Consider the following 22,579-nt stretch of genomic DNA (forward strand, 5'->3'; position numbering starts at 1 on the left):
TTTGTTTGACGCGTTTTCCTGACGCGAACCGGTAATCACTTCGCCGGAAAACGCTAGCCTTATCCCGTATCTCGCTACTGCTTCGTCAGTCCTTTGCCTTCCAGCCATGTCTGGATCAGGCCGGCGACCTCGGCGTTGTTCTTGTCCATCATCATCATGTGCGAATTGCCCTTGATGCCGACCTTGGGCAGGTCGACCACGTCGACGCTGCCGCCGGCGGCGCGGATGGCGTCGGCGAAGGCGCCGCCGGTCGCGCGGATCTTCGGCCAGCGCGAATCCCGCTCGATGTAATCGCCATAGACCATCAGGGTCGGGATATTCTTCAACGCGTCGACCTTGGCGGGATCGCCGACGCCGGCCGGCTCGATCGCGATCAGCGCCTTGACCTTGTCGGGGCGCGCCTGCGCGACCTTGAAGCCGAACGTGCCGGCCTGGCTGTGGAACATGATGATGCAGGGGCCGACGCGATCGATCTCGGCGATGTAGGCTGCGATCGTCGCATCATCGGTGGTGGTCCAGCGCGGCACGTTCTGCTTGACGAAGTTCTCATAGCCTTCGTTCGGGAACTGGCTGCCCGGCATCAGCTTGCGCTTGGCGGGATCCGGATCGTAGGAGTCGGGGCCGTCGCCGATGCGAAACCGCTGGAACGGGTTCGCTGTGGTGAGGAACACCGGCTCGCCCTTGAAGATGTCGGGGTATTGCGCCCAGCCGGCGCGGCCGCGCTCGACCGCGTCCGAATTGTAGACGCTCCAGCCCTTGCGCAGGAAATAGTTCAGCCAGCCTTCGCGGCCGTCCGGCGTCGTCTCATAGGTGACGCCGGTCAGGCCACCGCCATGCCACAGCAGCAGCGGATAGGCGCCTTTTTCGTTCTGCGGCAGGAAGTACTGCACGTACATCTGCTCGACCTGGTAGGTGCCGTTCGGATCGACTTTTGCAGGTACGCCGCCCGGCGTGAAGGTGACGTCCTTGACCGGCTTTCCCGTGATCTCGACGAGGCGGCCGCCGACATGGAACGAGCCCATGTCGCGCAGCGCGATCGGCTCGGCGGCTTTGCTCGTGGTCGCTGCCATCAGCGCGGCGGCTGCGGCGAACATGGCAAGACGTGACATCGGTCCTCTCCGATCGCGCAAGGCTCAATTCCGCGCATTCTTCGCCGCTTCCCGTCCGGCGACGCGGCCGAACACGCTGCCGATGGTCATGCCGATGCCGGCGGCGTAGCCCTTGCCGAGCACGTTGCCGGCCATGATCTCGCCGGCCGCGAACATGTTGGCGGATGGCTTGCCGTCCTTCATCAGTATCCGCGACTGCTTGTTCACGCGGGTGCCGAGATAGGTGAAGGTGATGCCGGGCCGCACCGGATAGGCGAGATAGGGCGGCGACTCGATCCTGCGCGCCCAATGCGTCTTGGCCGGCGTGATGCCTTCGGTGCGGCAGTCGTCGAGGACGGTGTGGTCGAAGGTGCCGGGCTGCACCGCGGCGTTGAACTCGGTGATGGTCTTTTCCAGCGCGGCTGGATCGAGCTCGAGCTTGCCGGCGAGCTCGGCGACCGTCGCGCCGGCGATCGGCGGAAACAGCGTCGGCATGAAGCTGGTCACCACGCTGGAGTCGAAGATGATGTAGGCGATCTGGTCCGGCTGGGCGGCGACCAGGCGGCCCCAGATCGCGTAGCGCTTCGGCCAGATGTCCTCGCCCTCGTCGTAGAAGCGCGCGGCATGCTTGTTGACGACGATGCCGAACACCACCGAGTCGTGGCGGGTGATGATGCCGCCGTCGAATTTCGGCGCACGGGCGTCGATCGCCACCGCATGGCATTGCGTGGGATCGCCGATCTCCTGCACGCCCTTCGCAAGCAGCATCTTGAGGATCGCGCCGCGATTATACGGCGTGCCGCGGATCAGGAAATTGTCGGCAGCCTCGCCCCAATATTCTTTCAGCCATTCGATATTGGCCTCGAAGCCGCCGGCGGCCGCGACCAGGGTCGAGGCACGCACCTCGGTCCTGCCGCCGACCGGCTGCTTCAGCTGCGCCGAGAGGAACATGCCGTGCTCGATGTTCAAGTCGATCACCTCGGCGTCGTAGAGGATGTCGACGCCGAGCTGCTCGGCGGTGCGATAGAGCGCGTTGAGCATCGCGCGGCCGCCGCCGAGAAAGAACGAATTGGTGCGGCCGAGGCTCAGCGTGCCGCCGAGCGAGGGCTGCCAGCGAACGCCCTGCTCGACGATCCAGTTCAGGATGTCCTTGGACTCGTGGATCATGAAGCGGGCCAGTTCCTCGTCGGTCTGGCCGCCGGTCACCAGCAGCAAATCCTTCCAGAACTCCTCCTCGGTGTAGGGACCGGTGAGGATCGCGGTCGCCGCGTCATGGGCGCAGCGCATGTTGCGGGTGTGACGGGTATTGCCGCCGCGGTAGAATTTCGGGGCGCCTTCCAGCACCAGCACCGAGGCGCCGGCGCGCCGCGCGCTGATCGCAGCGCAAAGCGCGGCGTTGCCGCCGCCGATCACCAGCACGTCGAACCTGCGCGTCAGATCAACCATGCGCTCTTGTTATCGTCGTTGGCATGGAAAGCAACAGGGGCAGGCGAATGAGCATGAACCGGAAAAGTGTGTAGCGGTTTTCCGATAGATCATGCTCAAATCGGGAGTCCTGCCCCGATTGCATGCGTGATATCAGGCCGCGACGGTCTCGCGCTGCTCGATGGTCTGGCCGCCGCGATAGACGATCAGCGCGGCGACGATGCCGAGCAGCGCGGCGCACATCAGCCAGTAGCCGGGCGAGGCCTTGTCACCGGTCTGCTGGATCAGCCAGGTCGAGGCGAACGGCGTGAAGGTGCCGAACAGGCCGGCCGCCAGTGCAAAAGCCAGCGAGAAGCAGGTGGTGCGGACATGGGCCGGCACGATCTCGACCAGCGCGCCGAGCATGGTGCCGCTGTAGACGCCGAAATAGAACGAGAACATCATCTCGACCGCCAGCATCTTGCCGAAGGTCGGTTCCGTCACCAGCCAGTGCAGCGCCGGATAGGCCGTCACCAGCGACAGGCAAGCGATCGCCAGCAGCACCGGCTTGCGGCCGAGCCGGTCGGACAGCGCGCCGCCGACCGGATTCCAGATGAAATTGGTCACCGCCACCAGCAGCGTCACCAGCAGCGCGTCCTGGGTCGAGAGCTTCAGCACGGCCTTGCCGAAGGTCGGCGTGTACACCGTGACGAAGTAGAAGGTGGTGGTGGTCAGCACCGCGATCATCATGCCGAGGATGACGATGCGCCAGTTGGCGACCGCCGAGGCAAAAACCTCGCTTGCGGTCGGATGCTTCTTCATCGCCAGGAATGCCGGAGTTTCTTCCAGCGTACGGCGCAGGAAGAAGATCACCGGGATGATCAGGCAGCCGACGAAGAACGGAATCCGCCAGCCCCAGGCCGCAACGGTTGCGGCCGGCATGCTCTCACTCAGGATGTAGCCGAGGATCGAAGCGACGAAGATCGCGACCTGCTGGCTCGCCGACTGGAATGAGGTATAGAAGCCGCGATTGCCGGGCGTGGCGATCTCAGCGAGGTAGACCGAGACGCCGCCGAGCTCGACGCCGGCGGAAAAGCCCTGCAGCAGGCGGGCGATCAGCACGATGATCGGTGCGGCGATGCCGATCGACGCATAGGTCGGGCAGATCGCGATCACCACGGTGCCGACCGCCATGATTGCGAGCGTCACGATCAGGCCCTGGCGGCGGCCGATGCGGTCGATATAGGCGCCAAGCACGATCGCCCCGACCGGGCGCATCAGCGCGCCGAGCCAGAACACGCCGAAGGCGTTGAGCAGCGCGGCGGTCTCGTTCTCGGAGGGGAAGAACGCCTTGGCGATCAGGGGCGCATAGAAGCCAAACAGGAAGAAATCGAACTGCTCGAGGAAATTGCCGCTGGTCGCACGCAGGATGGCGCCGAGGCGCGATTTGATTTGCGGGACTTGCGATGAGCTCGACTGCGACATAACGGCCTTTCCTCCCCGTGGCAAAACGGCCGGCGTAAATTGCCACGCCGGCCAAGGCAGTTAACTGCCATATGCGGCAATTTGGCACGGCCGTCCGGCGCGACCAACCCGAAATCGTGCCGCTGCTATCGGAAAAAAGCCGTAGGCGAGAGCGGTTTCGGGCGAAGCGGACGCCGGTTCGCGTGAAGAAAACGTGTCAAAACAAAACAGAGCCGCGTGCGCCGCATCACGGCGTCGAATGCGCGGTGGCGCCGAGCCAGGAGCGGAAGGCCGAGAGTTTGGGTGAATCGGCGCGTCCCTGTGGCGAGACCAGGTAGAAGCCCGCATCGGCGGGCAGCGCGATCTTGAAGGGAACCACAAGGCGGCCTTTGGCGATGTCGTCCTGCACATAGGAGGTGCGGCCCATCGCGATGCCGATGCCGTCGATCGCGGCCTGCAGCGTCACGAACAGCAGGTCGAAGGTCACGCCCGGCTGCTTGGAAATATCGGTCGGCAGGCCTGCTGCGGTCAGCCACAGCCGCCAGTCGTCGCTGTTGGCGTTGCTGGTGTGCAGCAGCACGTGATCCCGGAGATCTTCAGGGCATTTCAGCGGCTTGTTTCCCTGCAGCAGCGACGGGCTGCACACCGGAAACAGCTCGTCCGCCATCAGCCAGTCGGCGCGCAGGCCCGGCCATTGGCCGCGGCCATAGCGAATCGCCGCGTCGACCTTGTCGCGCTGGAAGTCGACCAGGCTGGTCGAGGTGGTGATGCGGACGTCGATCCCGGAATGCGCCTCCTGGAACGCCGACAGCCGCGGCAGCAGCCATTTGGCGGCGAGCGATGCCAAGGTCGAGACCGTCAGTACATGATCGTCGTCGCGGCGCAGCAGGCGATCGGTCGCCAGTCTCAGGTCGTTGAAGGCGGCGCGGACGCCGGGAAGGTATTCGGCAGCCTCCGGCGTCAGGCTCAGGGAGCGGTTCTGGCGGATGAACAGGCGGACGCCGAGCTCCTCTTCCAGTCGCCGGATCTGATGGCTGATCGCGGTCTGCGTCACGTTCAGTTCGGACGCCGCGACCGTGAAGCTCATGTGCCGCGCGGCGGCCTCGAAAGCCCTCAGGCCGTTCAGCGAAGGCAGCCGGCTGGTCATCCCTGATTTGCCTCCAAATACATGACTTTAATTCATGCGAAACGGTACAAAGTGTCGTTTGTGAACAAGTCGGATGGCGTAGATATTACTGCCAACAGGTTACCGAGAGGAGCCGCAAATGTCCATTTTCACCCATGAATCGATGACAAATCATCATACGCCAGGGCTTTTGCACCAGGTCGGCGAGACCCTGCATGTGTGGTGGGACCGCTATGAGCGCCGCCGCGAGCTGTCGCAGTGGACCGAGCGCGACCTGCACGACATCGGCATGTCCCGCAGCGACATCGTGTTCGAGACCGAGAAGCCGTTCTGGCGGGCCTGATGGGCCGCCGGAGCGCGACCAACAAAAGTGGACGCCGGTTTTGCGTCCGGTCGCGCTCCAAACTTAAAGCAAGGCGCATGACCCGGCCGCCAAACCGCTTCACACTTTGGCGGGTCATGCGCCGCCCGGCGCTGCTTCCACCGAGGGCGCCGGCCAATTTCTTCACCCGAGGAGCGTGTCATGACTGCGCTGCATCTCGACGATCTCAAGCAATACTCTGATGTGCTGCGCGCCAAGGACGGCAGCGAGATCAAGGTGCGCTTCGTCGAGCCGCGCGACCGCGAGGAGCTGCAGGGCTACATCCGCTCGCTCTCCGCGGCGTCGCGTTACAACCGTTTCCTGGGTGCGCTGAGCGAGCTGCCGAAGCCGGAGCTCGAGCGCTTCATCCATGTCGGCGAGACTGACCGGTTCACGGTGGTCGCGACGATGCCGGTCGATGGCTTCGAGACCATCGTCGGCGAAGCCCGCTACGCCTTCCATGCCGATACGTCGAGCGTTGAGTTCGGCCTGTCGATCGATGACCGGTGGCAGGGCCACGGCATTGGCAGGGCGCTGTTGAAGAATCTCGAATGCCGTGCGGCGTCCTTTGGAGCCGAGCGCATCTTTGGCGATACGCTGCGATCCAATGCGGCGATGATCGGCCTCGCCCGGAAGTCGGATTACGCTTTCAGTGCTAGTCCCGGCGACTGGAAGCTGGTGCGCTTTGCCAAGGAGATCCACGTCGAACCGCAAGACATTCCCTGTGCCAGCTGGCGGCTTGCCGCCATTTCCCGCTCGGCCGCGATGTCCTCGCTTGCGGTTTGACCGACTAGGCCCGGTTCTGGCCCCTCCAGAACCGGGCCCTTTTCTTTCCGACGCTGTGACCTGTAGCCCGGATGGAGCGAAGCGCAATCCGGGATCGGTTTCACCGCGCCCCGGATTTCGCTTCGCTCCATCCGGCTAGAAGCTCTCCCGTCACGCGACGCTATTCCGTAAAATCCGTCGACGTCGCGACCGCCCGCCATTCCGCGAGCTCTTTCGCAACAAACGCATTCTTCGTCTCGATTCGCTCGACCGTGTCGCTGCCGAGCGGCAGCCGCAGCGGCGGGTTCTGCGCGTTGACGAGTTGCAGCATCGCGCCCGCAAGCTTGCGCGGGTCGCCGCGCTGGCCGTGGTTGAACTCGACGGCAGCGGCGCGGGTCTTGCCGACGCTCGCGTGATAATCCTCGATCTGATGCGCGGTGCGCGACAGCGAAGCGTCGTCGAGGAAGTCGGTGCGGAAGAAGCCGGGCTCGACCACGGTCACCTTGATGCCGAGCGGTGCGACTTCGGCCGCCAGTGCCTCGCTGATGCCTTCCACCGCGAATTTGGTCGCGCCGTAGACGCCCCAGCCGGGATAGCCGGTGTAGCCGCCGACCGAGGAGATGTTGATGATGTGGCCGGAGCGCTGCCGGCGCATATGCGGCAGCACCGCGCGGGCAACGCCGAGCAGGCCGAATACGTTGGTGCCGAACAGACGCTGGGTTTCTTCAGCACTGGCTTCCTCGATCGCGCCGAGCAGACCGTAGCCGGCATTGTTGATCAGGATATCGATGCGGCCGAACGTCTTGACCGCTTCGCTCGCCGCAGCGTGAGCTTCGGTCTCGCTGGTGACGTCCAGCCTGGTGGCCAGCAGCCGCTCATGCCGGCCGAGCCGTGCCGCGACGGTTGCGGGGTCGCGGGCGGTCGCAACCACTGCATCACCTGCCTTGAGCGCGGCCTCCGCAATCAGGGCGCCAAATCCCCGGGAAGCTCCTGTGATGAACCAGACACGCATGATCTTGCCCTTTTCTGTTGGGCCCGGCGCAGTGCCAGGCTGATGGGCAAGGGATAGCGTCTCGCCATAATTGAGATAATCCGCTATGAATTTCGTAAGCTGTTGAGAAAAATTCATCAATGCGGATCGATCCCTCCGACCTCGCAACGTTCCTCGCGATCGCCCGCCACAAGAGCTTTCGCGCGGCGGCGACCGAGCTTGGCGTGTCGGCCTCGGCGCTGTCGCATGCGCTGCGCAATATCGAGGAGCGGCTCGATCTGCGCCTCGTCAACCGCACCACCCGCAGCGTCGCGCTGACCGAGGCCGGCGAGCTCTTGTTCGCGCGGATCAGCCCGGCGTTCCGCGACATCGACGACGCGCTGGAGGATCTCAACAATTTTCGCGGACGTCCGGCGGGCACGCTGCGCTTCACCGCGGCGCGCCAGTCGGCGCAGCTGGTGCTGCTGCCGATCGTCACGCACTTCCTGAAGGCGTTTCCCGACATCAGCGTCGAAATCATGATCAACGACGCGCTGATCGACATGGTCGCCGCGGGCTTCGACGCCGGCGTCCGCTTCGGCGAGACCATTGCCGCCGATATGATCGCGGTCCCGATCGGTCCGCGGCATCGCTTCGCCGTGGTCGGCGCGCCGGGCTATTTCAAGGTCCACAAGCCGCCGGTCACGCCGCATGATCTGAGGGGATTGCCCTGCATCCGCTATCGATTCACCTCAGGTGCGGTCTATCGTTGGGAGTTCGAACGCGGCGGCATCGAGGTCGATATCGACGTCGCGGGACCGCTGACGTTGAACGACCAGGACCTGATGGTCGATGCGGCGCTCGACGGAGCGGGGCTCGCTTACGTGTTCGAGGCGCAGGTCGAGACGCTGATCGCGAAAAAGAAGCTGGTGCGCGTGCTGGCCGACTGGTGTCCGGCCTATCCCGGCTTCTTCCTCTATTACCCCAGCCGCCGCCAATTGCCGGCTGCGCTGCGCGCGTTCGTGGATTTTTCGCGCAGCCAACATCCGTAGCCCGGATGGAGCGTAGCGCAATCCGGGGAGGCTCTATCCACGGCCAGACTGATCCCGGATTTCGCTGCGCTCCATCCGGGCTACGCACTTGTGAGCCTCTCCCACAAGCGAGAGGTGACTTCAAAGGCGCTACGCGCTCAGTTCCCCCGAAACACCGGCTTGCGCTTTTCGATGAAGGCCTGCACCGCCTCCTTGTGATCGGCCGTCGTGGTGAGGCGGATCAGCCGCTCGGCCTCGTGGTCGCGCGCGGTGGCGAAATCGAATTGTAGCGCTTCGTCGAGATTGTCCTTCGTGTAGCGCAGCGCCAGTGTCGGGCCTTCGGCGATCGACTTTGCCAGCGCGAACGCTTCGTCCTGGAGTGCTTCGTCAGGCACCACGCGGTTGACGACGCCGATCTGCTCACATCTCGCGGCGTCGACCTTTTCCGAGGTGAACATCAATTCGCGGGCGCGCGAGGTGCCGACCAGTCGCGTCAACAGCCAGGCCATGCCGTAATCGCCGCTCAGCGCCACGCGCAGATAGCCGGTCGAGATGAAGGCGGATTGCGCCGCGATCCGGATATCGCAGGCCATCGCGATCGCAAGCCCGGCGCCGACTGCGGGGCCGGGAAGTGCTGCAATGGTCGGCTTGCGCACCGAGGCGAGCGCGCCGGTCAGCAGGCGCTGGCGCTCCTGCAGATCCGCGACCTTGTCCTCATAGGACATTTCGAGTTTCTTCGGGTCGCGATTGGCGCCCATGCCCTTGACGTTGCCGCCGGCGCAGAACGCCTTGCCGGCGCCGGTGATGAGCAGCACGCCGACCTCGGGATTCTCGCCGCAGGTCCGGATCATCGTGCGCAGCGCCGGCGTCAGCGTGTCCGACAGCGCGTTGCGCGCATCCGGGCGGTTCAGCGTGATGATGGCGACGCGGTCGCGGATCACGCAGAGCAGTTCGTCGGTGCCGGTCTCGATCTTGATTTCGTTCGACATGTTTTCCTTCCCCAGTTCAATCCGTCATTGCGAGCGCAGCGAAGCAATCCATGCCGCCGCAAGTCGAGGAAATGGATTGCTTCGTCGCTTCGCTCCTCGCAATGACGAATGCGGCGGCGATTTAGGCCCATCCTACGTCGATTACATGATCTTCGTCATCTCAAAACTTCTCGACCCAGGGCCGCAATTCCAGCTCCCAGCTCCAGGCGCTGCGCGGCTGTTGCAGCACGTTCCAGTAGCTCAGCGCAATCGCATCGGGATCGAGCATCGAGTCCGGCTTATCGGCGGGCTCGGTGCGGGCGGCGCTGCGGATGCCGCCGTCGATCACGAAATGCGCGACATGGATACCTTGCGGCGATAGTTCGCGCGCCATGCTCTGCGCCAGGCCGCGCAGCGCGAACTTGCCCATCGCGAACGGCGCCGATTGCGCATAGCCCTTGACGCTGGCGGAGGCGCCGGTGAACAGGATCGCACCCTTCCTGTTGGGCAGCATGCGCTTCGCCGCCTCTTGCGCCACCAGGAAGCCGCCGAACGCCGAGACCGCGATCGCCTGCTCGACCTCTGACGGCACGAGTTCGACGAACGGCCCGCGGCTGCGACCACTGGCGTTGTAGACCACGAGATCAGGCGTTCCGACCTCGCGCTCGACCAGGCCGAAAAGCCGCTCGACATCCTCGGCCTTGGTGGTGTCGCAGGCATAGGCCTTCGCGCCGGTTTCGGTGCAGAGCGCGCCGAGCTTCTCGATACTGCGGGCGCCCAGCGCCACGCGAATTCCCTCCCGCGAAAATAGCCGCGTCAGCGAGGCGCTGAGGCCCGCGCCGGCGCCGACGATCAGGGCGATCTTGTATTTTGGAATATCCATTGGGCTTTCCTTTGCTCGGCCGGAGGAGGATAGTCGTGCCCAAACAAATGAGCACCGCAGCCGGGAATTCAATGCAGCCGCACAAGCAGGATCCGAAAACGTCCGCCAGCCAGCCGGGCCTGTTGGCGCCCGACACCACGGGAATGAATTTCTACCGGGCCGATCCGGCGCTATCGGACCTTCTGAAACTGCATCTGCCTGAGGCGTTGTTCCGCCACATCGAGCCGCATCTCGACCGGCTCGGCGGATTGGCCGGCGGCACGCTCGACGAATACGCGCGGCTCGCCGACCGGCATACGCCGGTGCTGCACCAGCGCGACAAGTTCGGCCGCGACGTGCAAACAATCGAATATCATCCGGCCTATCGCGAGCTCGAGAAGGCCGCGTTCGGAGAGTTCGGCATCCATGCGCTGTCGCTCCGCAAGGGGATCATGGGCTGGCCCGACAAATATCCCGTGGTGGCCAAGCACGCCTTCACTTTCCTGTTCAACCAGACCGAATTCGGTATGGGCTGTCCGATTAACGTCACCGACGGATGCGCGAAGCTGCTGGCTAATTTCGGCAGCGAGGCGTTGAAGGCGAAATATTTGGACGGACTGACCCAGACCGACATGAGCAAGCTCACGCAGGGTGGCCAGTTCATGACCGAGAAGGAAGGCGGCTCCGATGTCGGCACACTGACCACCCGCGCCGTGCAGGAGGGCGACCACTGGCGGCTCTATGGCGAGAAGTGGTTCTGCTCGAACGCCGATGCCAAGGTGGTGATGCTGCTGGCGCGCCCCGAGGGCGCGGGGCCGGGCACCAAAGGCGTCGGCCTGTTCCTGATGCCGCGCTTCCTCGACGACGGCTCGCAGAACCACTATCGGATCGTGCGCTTGAAGGACAAGCTCGGCACCCGCTCGATGGCCTCGGGCGAGATCAAGTTCGACGGTGCGATCGCCTACGCCGTCGGCAAGCTCGATCGCGGTTTCGTGCAGATGGCCGAGATGGTGAATTCGTCGCGGCTCTCCAATGGCGTGAAGTCGACCGCGTTGATGCGCCGTGCCTGGCATGATGCGATCACGGTGGCGCGCGGGCGCGTGGTGTTCGGCCAGCGCATCATCGACCTGCCGCTGGCGCGGCGCCAGCTGATGAAGATCATGCTGCCGACCGAGCAGGCGCTGTCGATGAGCTTCCTGACCGCGGACGCGCTCGACCGCGCCGAGGCCGGCAGCCAGGATGCCGCAGCGCTGCTGCGTATCCTGACCCCGACCCTGAAATTCCGCGCCACCCGTGATGCCCGAAAAGTCTGCGGCGACGCGATGGAGATGCGCGGCGGCATCGGCTACATCGAGGAATTCGTCACGCCGCGGCTGCTGCGCGATGCGCATCTCGGTTCGATCTGGGAGGGCACCGGCAACATCGTCGCAATCGATGCGCTGAAGCGTGCGGTGGGACGTCACGGCGCCGACCATGCGCTCGCCGCCGATCTGCATGCGCGGCTCGACGACAGCCCGAATGTGCCGCTGGCGTGGCGCAGCCGGCTGCGCGATCTCAGCGACCGTGCGATCGCGTTTGCGCGCGAGGTCGCAAGCCGTATCGACAATGAGGGCGATGCGCGGCGCGCCACCAGCCTGCTCTATCATGTCGCAAGCGCCGTGGCGCTGGCGTGGGAAGGCGGACGCATCCACGAGATGCGCGGCGACGCGCGCCGGCTGTTGCTGTCGCGGATGGTGATCGATCACCGCGTGATGTCGGGCGATCCGTTCCGACTAACGGAAAATACCGTTCAGCGCAGGATCACAGAGCACCTGCTCGGCGAGCGCGCCGTCGGCATCGCCGAGGTTGGCGAATTGCTCGTCGCAGCGTAGGCTGATCTTCGGCCGCTCACGCAGTCTCACCTCTCCCATCGGGAGAGGTCGGATCGCGCCAGCGATCCGGGTGAGGGGTTGCGCTCCAACGATAGATATGAACCCCTCACCCGGACCGCATCTTCGATGCGCTCCGACCTCTCCCCTTGGGAGAGGTGGAGAGCGGGCACAACAAAAAACATGAGAGGAAATTCCGATGAAGGCCGCCGTCCTGCATGAAGTCAATCAGCCGCTGGTGATCGAGGATGTCAGCGTGCCCAATCCGGGACCGCGCGAGGTCCTGATCCGCACTGCGGTCGCTGGCCTCTGCCATTCCGACCTGCACTTCATGGAAGGCCTTTATCCGCATCCGCTGCCGGCGGTGCTCGGTCATGAATCGGCCGGCGTGGTCGAGAAGGTCGGCTCCGACGTCAACTATGTGAAGCCCGGCGACCACGTCGTGACGTGCCTCTCGGTGTTCTGCGGCACCTGCGACAATTGCACCACCGGCCGCACCGTGCTGTGCACCGACACCACGGTGAAGATGCTGCCGGGCGCCTCCAATCGGCTGTCCTGGGGCAGGAAGGAGAAGCTCAATCAATTTCTCAACCTGTCGTCGTTCGCCGAGCAGATGCTGGTGCATGAGAACGCCATCGTGAAGATCAAGAAGGAGATGCCGCTCGATCTCGCCGCGTTGATCGGCTGCGGCGTCATCACCGGTTACGGCGCGGTGGTGAACACCGCGAAGGTGACCGCGGGCGAGACCGTGGCTGTGATCGGCTGCGGCGGCGTCGGCATGGCCGCGATCAACGGCGCGCAGATCGCCGGCGCCGGCCGCATCATCGCGATCGACACCAATCCGGCCAAGCTGCAACTCGCGACCAAACTGGGCGCCACCGACATCGTGGATCCCGCCCGCGGCGATGTGGTGCAGCAGGTGCGCGAGCTCACCGGCGGCGGCGTGCAGCACTCCTTCGAGGTGCTCGGCCGCAAGGACACCGCCGAGCAGGCCTTCGCCATGCTGGCGGCCGGCGGCACCCGCGACCATCGTCGGCATGATCCCGTTCGGCCAGAAGATCGAGCTGCACGGCTTCGACTTCCTGCGCGAGCGCCGCATCCAGGGCTCGTCGATGGGCTCGAACCACTTCCGCGTCGACATGCCGCGCCTGGTCGACTTCTACATGCGCGGCAGGCTGCATCTGGAGGACTGGATCTCGGCCAAGCTGAAGCTCTCCGAGATCAACGAGGGCTTTGCCAACATGAAGGCCGGCAAGACGCTGCGCAGCGTGATCATGTTCGACAGCTAGTTGTCGTCGTCCCGGCTTTCGCCGCGACGACGGTTGAGGGTGTGTCCAGCCTACCGCGCCACGTGCGCGGACACCGCGAGCCATTTCCCGTTCTGCCGCGCCCAGCAGTCGGTGTAGCGGCCATAGGCCTGCTCGCCGTCGGCGTTGAGATAGCTGGTGCGGGCGTGGATGATGGCGAAATCGCCGAGGACGCGGATTTTGACGTCCTCGGCTTTCAGTCCCTTGATCTTCACCGGGATCGCCGTCTGCTTCAGGAATGCGGTGCGGTCGACCAGGCTCTTGTCGGGATTGGTGCAGTAGAAGTCCGGCGCCAGGATCTCGTCAAAGCGCTTGACGTCGCAGTTCTGAACGGAATCGACGTAATCCTTGTTGAGTTTTGTGAGTTCTTCGAGGTCTGTGCTCACCGGTTTCCCCTGTTGTTCGTCATTGCGAGCGCAGCGAAGCAATCCATTTCTCTGCCTGCCGAGATGTGGATTGCTTCGTCGCTTTGCTCCTCGCAATGACGGCGTCTAGAGTCTTCGTGTGTCAATCATCAAACATCTTCGGCGGCACGAAGCCGCCGAATTCGCGCTCGATCAGCTCGGCGAGCTTCAGCGGCGTGCGGTCCTCGAGCCACGGGCCGACGATCTGCACGCCGATCGGCAGTCCGTCGGGCGCAAAGCCGGTCGGGATCGCGGTCGAGGGCAGGCCGGGCAGGGTCGCGATGCCGGGCCAGGCGAGCTGGTCGGTGTAGACGTGCGGCACGCCGTCGATCAGGATCTTGCGCTGCTCCTGGTCGGGCGAATGATCGTGCGGATAGGCCGGCGTCGGCATGATCGGGCAGATCACCGCGTCGAACGATTTGAACAGCTCGCGCCACTGCGCGCGCAACCGCGCACGGCCGCCGTCGGCGATCACCCAGTCGCGATGGCTGAGCGCGATGCCGCGTAGCCGTTCGGCTTGCAGGCTGGTGTTGTCGGCAGGCAGCGCCGCAGCGGCGGCGCAGGCGCCGGCATAGACTTCCGGCGGGAACGTGGCCGCGAGGAACGACAGCAGCATCCGCATATAGAGACGCGAGGAGGCGGCGAAGTCCGGCAGCAGCGGGCTCGCGCGAGAGACCTTCGCGCCGGCCTTGTCGAGGTTGCTGGCGAGCTTGTCGATGCTTCCCCGGATCACCCTGTCGGTCGGCAGCACCGGATCGCTGTCGATAACGAGGATGCGGAAGTCCTTCAGGCTCGCGTGGCGCGCCGCCGGCAGGTCGAGGCGATAGGCCTTGCCCGCTTCGAGCGGATCGGGACCGGCCATCACGTCGAGCACCAGCGCGAGGTCGGCCGCGCCGCGCGACATCGGGCCGATCACCGACAGATCGCGATCGAACGGCAGTGGCGGCAGCGGCGGCGGCGTGTGGCCGCGCGACGGCAGCAGCGCGAAGGTCGGCTTGTGCGCATAGATGCCGCAGTGGAATGCCGGCACCCGCAGCGAGCCGCCGATGTCGGAGCCCAGCGACAGCGCGCCGTAACCCGCAGCGAGCGCGGCCGACGATCCGCCGGAGGAGCCGCCCGGCGTGCGGCCGAGGTCGTAAGGGTTGTTGGTGGTGCCGTAGATCTCGTTATAGCTCTGCCAGTCGGCGAGGCCGACCGGCACGTTGGTCTTGCCGAGGATCACGCCGCCGGCGTCCTTGACCCGCTGAATCGACAGCGCATCCTCCGCCGGAACGAAGTCCTTTTGCGGCGGGAAGCCCCAGGTGGTCGGCAATCCCGCGACGTTGAAGGATTCCTTCACCGTCATGGGAATGCCGAGCAGCGGCCTGTGCTCGCCGCGCGCGATCGCGGCGTCGGCAGCGCGGGCCGCGTCAAGGCCGCGCTCGAAATCGCGCACGCACACCGCGTTGACCTTGCCGTCATGGCGCTCGATGCGGCCGATCGCATCCTCCGCGAGCTCGATGGCCGAGACCTCTTTCTTGCGCAGCGCCGCCGACAATTCGACGGCGGTCTTGAAACTGTATTGCGATTTGGCCACTGGCATGCTCCCTGATTTTGGCGGCGATCATGCGCAGAATGGAGCCGACGGGCAAGACCGGCTTGATCGCAATTGCGCTAGCCCGGAAGCATGCGCTGCATGATGCGATCGCGGTGGATCAGCAGGTGCACCAGCGCGGTCGCGACATGGATTCCGATCAGCACCAGCAGCGACCATTCCGCGGCCTGATGCAGGCCATCGATCGCCTTGCCTGCCGCGGCATTGTCGGAGGCCAGCATGGGCAGCGGCATCATGTAGAAGAGCGAGATGCCCCAGCCGCGAAACGACGCGAACAGCCAGCCGCTGACCGTCGTTGCCAGCACGAGGACATAGAGCATCCAGTGCACGGCTTCCGAACTCAACCGTTGCCATGCCGGAAGCGAGCTTTCCGGAGCCACCGGGTGCGTCAATCGCCATACGAACCGCAGCACGATCAGCGCCAGGATGACGATACCGAACGAGATGTGGAATGTCATCGCTGCGCCGGGCGTCTGGCCGCGATGAATGTCCGGCATCAGCCAGCCGATCGGGTATTGCACGGCAAGCAGTGCGACGACCGCCCAATGCAGGAGCTTGGCGGTGGTGCCGTAATGCAGACGGTCGGTCATGGACTTTCAACCCGGATCGAGGTCGTCGGTTCAATCTAGAACGGCGCGCCGCGTGCGGACAGATGCGCCAGCGGATTGATGGCGCCGTTGGCGCTTGCCCGCTCGGTTCCCTTGGCGCCCGGTACCGGGAAGGCATATCCGATGATGGTCTTGACGACGAGTCGGTCGGACGCCGGCGTGAGGCCGTAGCCGACACCGAAATTGACGTCGAAATCGCCGAGCTTGAAGTCGGTCACCGCGAACAGCGTATGCTGCTGCTCGGCGAGCGGGCTGAAGGCGCCGATCTTGCCGAGATCGGCGTAATACTCGAGCCCAACGAACAGATCGTCCTTCAGCTTGCGCGCGACGCGCGCCGCCGGTGCAAAATCCGTCTCGCCGTATCTGCCGAAGCCGACATCGACGATCGGGTTGACGATGAATTCGTAATCCGCGTTGCGCACGCCGATGATCGGGCGGATCTCCATGCCGAACCGGGTCTGCGCGAATTTCGGCGTCTCGTAGCTGAACTCGAAATTGATGCCGTAGAACAAATTGCGTTTGTCGGCGTTGGGCGAGACGAACAGGGTACGCAGCTTGACGCCGTCGGAGAGGAATTGCCGGTCCTGGACCGCGAACGGCAGATAAAGCCCGAGCTCCCACCAGTCGGTCATGCCATAGGCAAACTCCGGCGTCCCGTTGAGGCTGTGGTTCGATGGAAAGCCACCGGGGAAGGGCGGGTCCTTCTGGCCGATGCCGACATAGTTGAGATGCTGCTGGATGGTGAACTGCCCGACTTCCGCGATGCCGGCATTGTAGACCTGGATCTCGTCGGTCGCTTGCGCGCGACCGCTCCAGCCGAGCGCCGGCAGCGCCGCAAGAAGCGCTATGATGGCGAGATGCTGGCGCTGTCGCATCTTTCCCTCAAGCCGTTAAGCCGCGCCGATCAAGATGCCGACTGCGAGCACGATCGCGCCGCCCAGCACGATCTGGAACACCGCCTGCAGGAACGGCGTATCCATGTAGCGCGAGCGGATGAAGGCGATCGCCCACAATTCGAAGAACACGACGATGCCGGCGATCGCGGTCGCGATCCAGAACGCATTCGGCCAGGCATCCGGCACCAGATAGGGAATGGTGTGGCCGAGGCCGCCGAGCGTCGTCATCAATCCGCAGGTGAGGCCGCGCAGCCAGGGCGAGCCGCGGCCGGTCAGCGAGCCGTCGTCGGACAGCGCCTCGGCAAAGCCCATGCTGATGCCGGCGCCGATCGACGCGGCCAGCCCGACCAGGAAGGTCTGCCAGTTGTGATGGGTCGCGAAGGCGGCGGCGAACAGCGGCGCCAAGGTCGAGACCGAGCCGTCCATCAGTCCGGCAAGTCCCGGCTGCACATATTGCAGCACGAACATCCGCCGCCGCGTGCGGTCTTCCTCCGCGCGCACATCGGGCTTGAGGATCTCGCCGGTCAGCTTGATCGCGAGCTTCTCGTGGCCTTTCTCCTCCTCGGCGAGATCGCCGAGCAGCCGGCGCACGCCGGTATCCTCGGCCTTCTCGGCCGCCTTGGCGTAGAAGCGTTCGGCCTCCAGCTCCATGGTCTCGACTTCCTTGCGGATGGTGTCGAGCGGCAGGTTCTTGGTCAGCCAGATCGGGCGCCGGCGCAGAAAGCCTTTGACGTCCTCGCGCCGGATCGGCGGCAGATGCGGACCGAAGCGTTGCTCGTAGGTCTCGAGCAGTCGGTGGCGATGGCCGCGCTCCTCCTCTGCCATCTCCTCGAAAATCTTTGCGGTATCGGGATAGCGGCCGGCGAGGTCCTCGGCGAAGGACATGTAGATCCGGCTGTCCTCCTCTTCGGAGGCAATCGCGACCGCCAGCACCTCGCGCTCGGTCAGATCGGCGAAATTCTTCACGGCAACGCCTTATTCATCCAACTTAGAATTAGAATAATTCTAATATTGATCATCGGCGCGCCGGTCAACCGAAAGGGCCATTGGTCGGCACCGTTTTTGATCACGATGAAGGGAACCAGGCGTTTCCGCGCCCGTTCGAGTTCCGGTGCTGATCAGCGGGGGACTCCATGAGCACGGTCAAATATCGCCTGAACGATCCACGCCTGGCGCCGCGGCGGACCAGGCTCGAGATTCCCGGCTGGGCGGGTCAGCGCGAGCCGCGCGCCGACGGCTCACGCGAACAGGTCTGGCATTGCGTGCCGTTCTCGGAGGGTGCGCAATACGGCATCGAGCTGTTCTATCCCTACGACTTCGAGCTGCATGTCACCACGCGCGATGGGCAGCTGCATCTCGATGCCGATTGGGGCGAACCGCCGGACAGCGGCGTGCAATGGCCACCGTTCCGCAATTTCGGCACCACGTTCTATACCTACCAGATCCTGCTCGACCTCAAGGTCGAACCGGGCATGGCGGTCCGCACCGAGCCGCATCCGCGCTTCTATACCGACCGTACCGACACGGTGCCGATCGCCGTTCCGGCGCTGATCCGCAACTGGTGGCCGATGATGTTCTTCTGCGTGTTCAAGGCGCCCGCCGAAGGCCGCACGCACATCTTCCGGCCGAACGAGCCCTTCGCGCAGATCATCGTGATCCCGGAGGAGGCGGGTTTTCAGCTCGAGCCAATGGGCGAGGAGGAAGCCGCCGAACGCGAATTGCAGGCGCGCCGCATCTACAACAGCCGGCCGAAGCTCGCCGCCGGCACGGAATGGACCTCGTCGACCGATACGGTGTTCGACGGCACCTATCGCCATCTGCATCGTGCGGCAAAGGAGAAAGCGCGCGGCGACTGAGACGTCATAGGCTCTTAGACCAAAACAGCGGGGCCTGCGGGCCCCGCTGCCTTATCGCACGTCAGCCGACGCTCAGTAGTCGCGTCGATAGAAGCTGTGGTGATGATGGTGGTGATGGTGATGATATCGCCGATAGCGCGGCACCACGATGACGCGAGGCCCGTAGCCGCGATCATAGTCGCGATAGTAGCCGTGATGGTGGTGGTGATGGTGGTGGTGGTGATGATGATAGAACTGCGCGACTTGCACGTTCTCGCGTGCCTGCGGCGGCGCCGTCTCGTCGAGCGCCTGTAGCTTCGCCGAAGCGTTCGAGATCGGCTCCAGCAGCTCTGCGTAGGAATTCGCCCGCAATACGTCGGTCGGCGCGGGCGCCGGTGCGGCTTGCACCGTTCCGAGCGCACCGAGCGATGCGACCGCGCCCAACAGTCCGGCGATCTTCTTTTCCATAGTCCTCCTCCATGTCAGGTCGCCGGACAAAGGACCGGCTGAGCGCAACGCCGGGTTCCATCGAATGTTCCTCGGAATGTTCCTCGAAATGTCTGGAACATTGCCTGTTGCGTCCGCCGCTATTGCACCGCACGCGCGACGAACTGGAGCAGCAGCCGGCTCACCTCGTCCGGCTGCTCCTGCTGCACCCAGTGGCCGGCGCCGTCGACGAGGTGGCAGCCGATCATGTTGGTGCAGACATTGGTCTGCATCGTCTCGAACACGCCGGGCCGCTGATAGGTGCCCCAATCCTGCTTGCCCGAGATGAACGCCGACGGCTGATCGATGCGGCGGCCGCTCCAGGTCTGCAATTCCGCCGTGAACGCGCCCGACGTGCCACAGCGATACCATTGCAGTCCGCCCTGGAATCCCGTGCGCTGATACTCCGCGCTGTAATAGGCGAGCTCGCGATCCGGCAGCCAAAGGTTGGCGGCGATCGCCTCGCGTGACGGCATCTCTTCGGCCACCGTCGCCGCCATGCCCCTAGCGAGATCCATCACATAATAGGTCGGCAGCTTTGCCAGCTCGCCCGCCGACCAGGATTGCAGCGGGTACGGCTTGTTGTCTTTCCAGTCCGCGCTCTTGTGATGATAGTAGGCGCGCAGGAAATCGTGCACGCCTTGCGGTGCGCGATGCATGTCGTCGTTGGCGGGGCGCGTCGAATAGTACCATTGGTAGTGCTTGCGCGGCCGCGGCAGCGCGGCGAGTTCGCGATGCACGGGGTCTTCGGCCGCTTGCTTCGCCGGTACGTTCGCCGTGTTGAACGGCAGTGCCGGCGGTCCTGCGAACGGCGCGCTCATCATCACCACCGCGCGGAACACGTCGGGCCGGATCAGTGCGCACCATGCCGCGACCGACGAACCGAAATCATGCCCGATCACCGCGTCTACGTGCTTGTAGCCGAACGCTGCGACCAGCCCGAGCGCATCGCGCACCAGGTTGGGCAGGCGGAATGACGCAAGGTCGCCGTCATAATCCGCGCTCCAGCCGGTGGTGCGGCCATAGCCGCGCTGGTCCGGCGCGATCACGTGATAGCCGGCCGCAGCGAGCTTCGGCATCACCTTGCGCCAGGAAAACGCTAATTCCGGAAAGCCGTGCAGCAGCAATAGGCAAGGCCGGCCGGATGTTTCGAAGCCGGCTTCGAGCACATGCATGGTGAGGCCGTTGATGCCATCGACATAGCGCGAGCGGATGGTTGCGGGCAGCGGGACGTCGGGGAGCGTTTCCATCTGAGATCACCTGTTGGGCATCGTCGCACAACCAGCGCATTTTGCTGTATGCTGACGGCCATTGATTCACGATAGCAACTTTGCCCAGGGGATGCATACCGCATGCGCCACGCGAGGATTGCAGAGCTGGCCGGCTCGATGTCGCGTCTCGGCCTGATGATCGTGGCCGCTGGTCTTGTGCTGGTGTCTGCCGTGCGCGCAGCCGACATCAAGGAGCTCACCGAAAAACTGCCGCACGCCTATATCGGCGAGTTCCTGTGGGACGGCGACAATACGGTGCAGAACGTCGTCATCACCTTCGACAAGGTCAAGGCTCTGAACGAGCAGAATGCGGAAGCGCGCGGCTGCGGTTCATATGAAGCTGGGCGTCAGGTGACGAAGATCGGTGTGGAGATGTTCATCCGGCTGTCCGATCTCGAGGTCGAGATTTTTGAGCGGTCGCCCGACGGCAACGGATCGTTCGAGACCGAAGGCAGCCATCGCGGCAAACTGTCGGACGATCTTCAGCGGATCGATGCGCAGTGGACCACCACCGCCAATGGCAAGCACGGCCAACTGCATCTGCGCGCTGCGGCTTCCGCCGCCTGCGAGCCGGCGGCGGAGTTGTAGGTCAGATTGGAGTTGTCGAGCGCGATCAGCTTCGTCGGGTGGGCAAAGCGTTAGCGTGCCCACCATCGCGAGCAGAGCATGGAGGGTGGGCACGGCGCTATCGCGCCTTTACGCCCTCCGAAATTTACGCCTTGGCCGGCGCCTTCGGCCAATATTTGTCGCGCAGGTGCCGCTTCACCAACTTTCCGGTCGGCGTGCGCGGCAGCTCCTGCTCGAAATCGATACTCCTGGGGCATTTGATCGGCGACAGGTGCTGGCGGCAGAACGCGATCAGCTCGGCCTCGAGCGCCTTGCCGGCCCTGCCCATGTCGTGCGGCTGCACCACGGCCTTGACCTCCTCGCCCATCTCCTCGTTCGGCACGCCGAACACCGCGACATCGGAGACCGCCGGATGCGTGATCAGCACGTCCTCGGTCTCCTGCGGATAGATGTTCACGCCGCCGGAGATGATCATGTAGCTCTTGCGGTCGGTCAGATAGAGGAAGCCCTCTTCGTCGAGATAGCCGACGTCGCCGAGCGTCGACCAGCCCCTGGCGTTGTAGGCCTTCTTCGTCTTCTCGGGATCGTTGTGATAGGAGAACGCGGGCGCATCGGCAAAATAGACCTGGCCGATCTGGCCGGTCGGCAGCTCCTGCTCGTTCTCGTCGAGGATCTTGACCTTGCCGACCACGGCGCGGCCGACCGTGCCGCGATGGGTCAGCCATTGCTGCGAGGTCGAGACCGTGACGCCGTTGCCTTCGGAGCCGGCATAATACTCGATCAGGATCGGTCCCCACCAATCGATCATCTTCGCTTTCACGTCGACCGGGCAGGGCGCCGCGGCGTGGATCGCGCCCTTCAGCGAGGAGACGTTGTAGCGGGTGCGCACCTCGTCGGGCAGCTTCAGCATGCGAACGAACATGGTCGGCACCAGTTGCGACTGCGTCACCTTGTGGGTCTCGACCTGCTTCAGGAATTCCTCGGCGTCGAAATGCTCCATGATGACGGACGTGCCGCCGAGCACCGTCGCCATCATGTTGAAGCGCAAGGGAGCCGCGTGATAGAGCGGCGCCGGCGACAGATAGATAGAGTCGGCGTTCATGCCGCACATGTCGGCGGTGAGAATCCGCAGGAACGGGTTCGGCTCGTCGATCCGGTTGCCCTCGAACTGCTTCTTGATGCCCTTGGGCCGGCCGGTGGTGCCGGAGGAATACAGCATGTCGTAGCCGGCGACCTCGTCGGCAATGGGCGTGGTCGGCTGCGCGGCGGCCTCCTTGTCGTAGGAGCGGAAGCCCGGCGCCGGCTCGTCCATCATGTAGAACAGCGGTTCGCCGGGTCCGCCCTTGATCAGGCCCTTCACCTTGTCGGCGCATTGCGGCGTGGTGATGAAAACCTTGGCGCCGCAGTCTTTGATGATGTAGGCGATCTCCTCTTCGGTCAGATAGCGGCTGATCGCGGTGTAATACAGCCCCGAGCGCTGCGCGGCCCAGCAGATCTCCATGAAGGCGAGCCGGTTTTCCATCAGCAGCGCGATGTGGTCGCCGGGCTTCAGGCCGAGCGAGCGGAACAGATGCGCGCCCTGGTTCGAGAGCTCGTCGAGCTCGCGATAGGTGATCGCCTTGCCGGATGACGCCATCTGGTAGGCGATCTTGTTCGGATGGTTACGCGCGTGGATGGACGGATGGGTCATTGCGTTTCCTCAAG

Annotated in this window: 21 protein-coding genes and 1 pseudogene; 7 read left to right on the forward strand and 15 right to left on the reverse strand. The window is 64.4% G+C overall.

Annotated elements, in window-relative coordinates:
* Positions 1–74 precede the first annotated feature (74 nt).
* The 4 genes from ACVINW_RS14190 to ACVINW_RS14205 form a co-directional block, all read right to left on the reverse strand.
* The gene (locus ACVINW_RS14190; protein WP_456751869.1) at positions 75–1,109 is read right to left on the reverse strand and encodes an esterase; all 1,035 of its coding nucleotides are present in this window, start codon (positions 1,107–1,109) and stop codon (positions 75–77) included.
* A 24-nt stretch (positions 1,110–1,133) separates the two neighbouring features.
* Complete coding sequence (tcuA, locus tag ACVINW_RS14195; RefSeq protein ID WP_456751870.1) at positions 1,134–2,534, reverse strand: FAD-dependent tricarballylate dehydrogenase TcuA; 1,401 nt, start codon at positions 2,532–2,534, stop codon at positions 1,134–1,136.
* 132 nt (positions 2,535–2,666) lie between these two features.
* Complete coding sequence (tcuC, locus tag ACVINW_RS14200; protein WP_456751871.1) at positions 2,667–3,977, reverse strand: tricarballylate/proton symporter TcuC; 1,311 nt, start codon at positions 3,975–3,977, stop codon at positions 2,667–2,669.
* Positions 3,978–4,203: 226 nt separating this feature from the next.
* Positions 4,204–5,103 (reverse strand): transcriptional regulator GcvA, encoded by a 900-nt coding sequence (locus tag ACVINW_RS14205; RefSeq protein WP_456751872.1) that lies wholly within the window; start codon positions 5,101–5,103, stop codon positions 4,204–4,206.
* Between the two features lie 118 nt (positions 5,104–5,221).
* On the opposite strand from ACVINW_RS14205, the gene ACVINW_RS14210 reads away from it, so the two are divergent.
* A complete protein-coding gene (locus ACVINW_RS14210) occupies positions 5,222–5,425 on the forward strand; it encodes a DUF1127 domain-containing protein (protein ID WP_456751873.1) in 204 nt (67 codons plus the stop codon).
* A gap of 180 nt (positions 5,426–5,605) precedes the next feature.
* On the forward strand, positions 5,606–6,229 hold the full coding sequence (locus ACVINW_RS14215) for an N-acetyltransferase family protein (RefSeq protein WP_456751874.1): 624 nt from the start codon (positions 5,606–5,608) through the stop codon (positions 6,227–6,229).
* A gap of 160 nt (positions 6,230–6,389) precedes the next feature.
* Here ACVINW_RS14215 and ACVINW_RS14220 read toward each other — a convergent pair whose 3' ends face one another.
* Positions 6,390–7,220 carry an oxidoreductase gene (locus tag ACVINW_RS14220; protein ID WP_456751875.1) on the reverse strand — a complete coding sequence of 277 codons (831 nt, stop codon included), beginning with the start codon at positions 7,218–7,220 and terminating at the stop codon, positions 6,390–6,392.
* 119 nt (positions 7,221–7,339) lie between these two features.
* Here ACVINW_RS14220 and ACVINW_RS14225 point away from each other — a divergent pair, with 119 nt between their 5' ends.
* Positions 7,340–8,230 carry a LysR family transcriptional regulator gene (locus tag ACVINW_RS14225; protein ID WP_456751876.1) on the forward strand — a complete coding sequence of 297 codons (891 nt, stop codon included), beginning with the start codon at positions 7,340–7,342 and terminating at the stop codon, positions 8,228–8,230.
* Between the two features lie 137 nt (positions 8,231–8,367).
* Here the strand turns inward: ACVINW_RS14225 and ACVINW_RS14230 are convergent, their stop codons facing one another.
* On the reverse strand, positions 8,368–9,198 hold the full coding sequence (locus tag ACVINW_RS14230; protein WP_456751877.1) for an enoyl-CoA hydratase: 831 nt from the start codon (positions 9,196–9,198) through the stop codon (positions 8,368–8,370).
* A 160-nt stretch (positions 9,199–9,358) separates the two neighbouring features.
* Positions 9,359–10,060, reverse strand: coding sequence for an SDR family NAD(P)-dependent oxidoreductase (locus ACVINW_RS14235; protein ID WP_456751878.1), 702 nt, complete (start codon positions 10,058–10,060; stop codon positions 9,359–9,361).
* Between the two features lie 71 nt (positions 10,061–10,131).
* On the opposite strand from ACVINW_RS14235, the gene ACVINW_RS14240 reads away from it, so the two are divergent.
* On the forward strand, positions 10,132–11,910 hold the full coding sequence (locus ACVINW_RS14240; RefSeq protein ID WP_456756396.1) for an acyl-CoA dehydrogenase family protein: 1,779 nt from the start codon (positions 10,132–10,134) through the stop codon (positions 11,908–11,910).
* 196 nt (positions 11,911–12,106) lie between these two features.
* Positions 12,107–13,196 (forward strand): annotated as a pseudogene (locus ACVINW_RS14245) (Zn-dependent alcohol dehydrogenase).
* A gap of 50 nt (positions 13,197–13,246) precedes the next feature.
* Here ACVINW_RS14245 and ACVINW_RS14250 read toward each other — a convergent pair.
* The 5 genes from ACVINW_RS14250 to mbfA all read right to left on the reverse strand — a co-directional run bounded on the left by ACVINW_RS14250 (position 13,247) and on the right by mbfA (position 17,682).
* Positions 13,247–13,600 carry a nuclear transport factor 2 family protein gene (locus tag ACVINW_RS14250; protein ID WP_456751879.1) on the reverse strand — a complete coding sequence of 118 codons (354 nt, stop codon included), beginning with the start codon at positions 13,598–13,600 and terminating at the stop codon, positions 13,247–13,249.
* 121 nt (positions 13,601–13,721) lie between these two features.
* The gene (locus tag ACVINW_RS14255; RefSeq protein WP_456751880.1) at positions 13,722–15,194 is read right to left on the reverse strand and encodes an amidase; all 1,473 of its coding nucleotides are present in this window, start codon (positions 15,192–15,194) and stop codon (positions 13,722–13,724) included.
* 77 nt (positions 15,195–15,271) lie between these two features.
* Positions 15,272–15,802 (reverse strand): cytochrome b, encoded by a 531-nt coding sequence (locus ACVINW_RS14260; protein WP_456751881.1) that lies wholly within the window; start codon positions 15,800–15,802, stop codon positions 15,272–15,274.
* A gap of 35 nt (positions 15,803–15,837) precedes the next feature.
* Positions 15,838–16,695 carry a hypothetical protein gene (locus ACVINW_RS14265; protein WP_456751882.1) on the reverse strand — a complete coding sequence of 286 codons (858 nt, stop codon included), beginning with the start codon at positions 16,693–16,695 and terminating at the stop codon, positions 15,838–15,840.
* Positions 16,696–16,710: 15 nt separating this feature from the next.
* A complete protein-coding gene (gene mbfA / locus ACVINW_RS14270) occupies positions 16,711–17,682 on the reverse strand; it encodes an iron exporter MbfA (protein ID WP_456751883.1) in 972 nt (323 codons plus the stop codon).
* A 167-nt stretch (positions 17,683–17,849) separates the two neighbouring features.
* Between mbfA and ACVINW_RS14275 the strand changes: the two genes are divergently transcribed.
* The gene (locus tag ACVINW_RS14275; protein ID WP_456751884.1) at positions 17,850–18,572 is read left to right on the forward strand and encodes a hypothetical protein; all 723 of its coding nucleotides are present in this window, start codon (positions 17,850–17,852) and stop codon (positions 18,570–18,572) included.
* 72 nt (positions 18,573–18,644) lie between these two features.
* Here ACVINW_RS14275 and ACVINW_RS14280 read toward each other — a convergent pair whose 3' ends face one another.
* Both ACVINW_RS14280 and ACVINW_RS14285 read right to left on the reverse strand, forming a co-directional pair.
* Positions 18,645–19,019, reverse strand: a complete 375-nt coding sequence (locus tag ACVINW_RS14280) for a hypothetical protein (protein ID WP_456751885.1) — start codon at positions 19,017–19,019, stop codon at positions 18,645–18,647.
* Between the two features lie 119 nt (positions 19,020–19,138).
* A complete protein-coding gene (locus ACVINW_RS14285; protein ID WP_456751886.1) occupies positions 19,139–20,287 on the reverse strand; it encodes an alpha/beta fold hydrolase in 1,149 nt (382 codons plus the stop codon).
* Between the two features lie 102 nt (positions 20,288–20,389).
* On the opposite strand from ACVINW_RS14285, the gene ACVINW_RS14290 reads away from it, so the two are divergent.
* Entirely contained in the window at positions 20,390–20,896 is a 507-nt protein-coding gene (locus tag ACVINW_RS14290; RefSeq protein WP_456751887.1) for a hypothetical protein, read from the forward strand.
* A 124-nt stretch (positions 20,897–21,020) separates the two neighbouring features.
* Here the strand turns inward: ACVINW_RS14290 and ACVINW_RS14295 are convergent, their stop codons facing one another.
* Positions 21,021–22,565, reverse strand: coding sequence for an acyl-CoA synthetase (locus ACVINW_RS14295; RefSeq protein ID WP_456751888.1), 1,545 nt, complete (start codon positions 22,563–22,565; stop codon positions 21,021–21,023).
* Positions 22,566–22,579 lie beyond the last annotated feature (14 nt).

The sequence above is a fragment of the Bradyrhizobium sp. USDA 4461 genome, assembly GCF_054055655.1.

Excerpts from the sequence above, each read along its gene's own strand:
- ACVINW_RS14220 (WP_456751875.1), bottom strand. The coding sequence starts at position 7,220 with ATGCGTGTCTGGTTCATCACAGGAGCTTCCCGGGGATTTGGCGCCCTG.
- ACVINW_RS14225 (WP_456751876.1), top strand. The coding sequence starts at position 7,340 with ATGCGGATCGATCCCTCCGACCTCGCAACGTTCCTCGCGATCGCCCGC.
- ACVINW_RS14210 (WP_456751873.1), top strand. The coding sequence starts at position 5,222 with ATGTCCATTTTCACCCATGAATCGATGACAAATCATCATACGCCAGGG.
- ACVINW_RS14295 (WP_456751888.1), bottom strand. The coding sequence starts at position 22,565 with ATGACCCATCCGTCCATCCACGCGCGTAACCATCCGAACAAGATCGCC.
- ACVINW_RS14285 (WP_456751886.1), bottom strand. The coding sequence starts at position 20,287 with ATGGAAACGCTCCCCGACGTCCCGCTGCCCGCAACCATCCGCTCGCGC.
- ACVINW_RS14235 (WP_456751878.1), bottom strand. The coding sequence starts at position 10,060 with ATGGATATTCCAAAATACAAGATCGCCCTGATCGTCGGCGCCGGCGCG.
- ACVINW_RS14265 (WP_456751882.1), bottom strand. The coding sequence starts at position 16,695 with ATGCGACAGCGCCAGCATCTCGCCATCATAGCGCTTCTTGCGGCGCTG.
- ACVINW_RS14205 (WP_456751872.1), bottom strand. The coding sequence starts at position 5,103 with ATGACCAGCCGGCTGCCTTCGCTGAACGGCCTGAGGGCTTTCGAGGCC.
- ACVINW_RS14290 (WP_456751887.1), top strand. The coding sequence starts at position 20,390 with ATGCGCCACGCGAGGATTGCAGAGCTGGCCGGCTCGATGTCGCGTCTC.
- ACVINW_RS14230 (WP_456751877.1), bottom strand. The coding sequence starts at position 9,198 with ATGTCGAACGAAATCAAGATCGAGACCGGCACCGACGAACTGCTCTGC.
- ACVINW_RS14190 (WP_456751869.1), bottom strand. The coding sequence starts at position 1,109 with ATGTCACGTCTTGCCATGTTCGCCGCAGCCGCCGCGCTGATGGCAGCG.
- ACVINW_RS14240 (WP_456756396.1), top strand. The coding sequence starts at position 10,132 with ATGCAGCCGCACAAGCAGGATCCGAAAACGTCCGCCAGCCAGCCGGGC.
- ACVINW_RS14260 (WP_456751881.1), bottom strand. The coding sequence starts at position 15,802 with ATGACCGACCGTCTGCATTACGGCACCACCGCCAAGCTCCTGCATTGG.
- ACVINW_RS14215 (WP_456751874.1), top strand. The coding sequence starts at position 5,606 with ATGACTGCGCTGCATCTCGACGATCTCAAGCAATACTCTGATGTGCTG.
- tcuA (WP_456751870.1), bottom strand. The coding sequence starts at position 2,534 with ATGGTTGATCTGACGCGCAGGTTCGACGTGCTGGTGATCGGCGGCGGC.
- tcuC (WP_456751871.1), bottom strand. The coding sequence starts at position 3,977 with ATGTCGCAGTCGAGCTCATCGCAAGTCCCGCAAATCAAATCGCGCCTC.
- ACVINW_RS14280 (WP_456751885.1), bottom strand. The coding sequence starts at position 19,019 with ATGGAAAAGAAGATCGCCGGACTGTTGGGCGCGGTCGCATCGCTCGGT.
- ACVINW_RS14275 (WP_456751884.1), top strand. The coding sequence starts at position 17,850 with ATGAGCACGGTCAAATATCGCCTGAACGATCCACGCCTGGCGCCGCGG.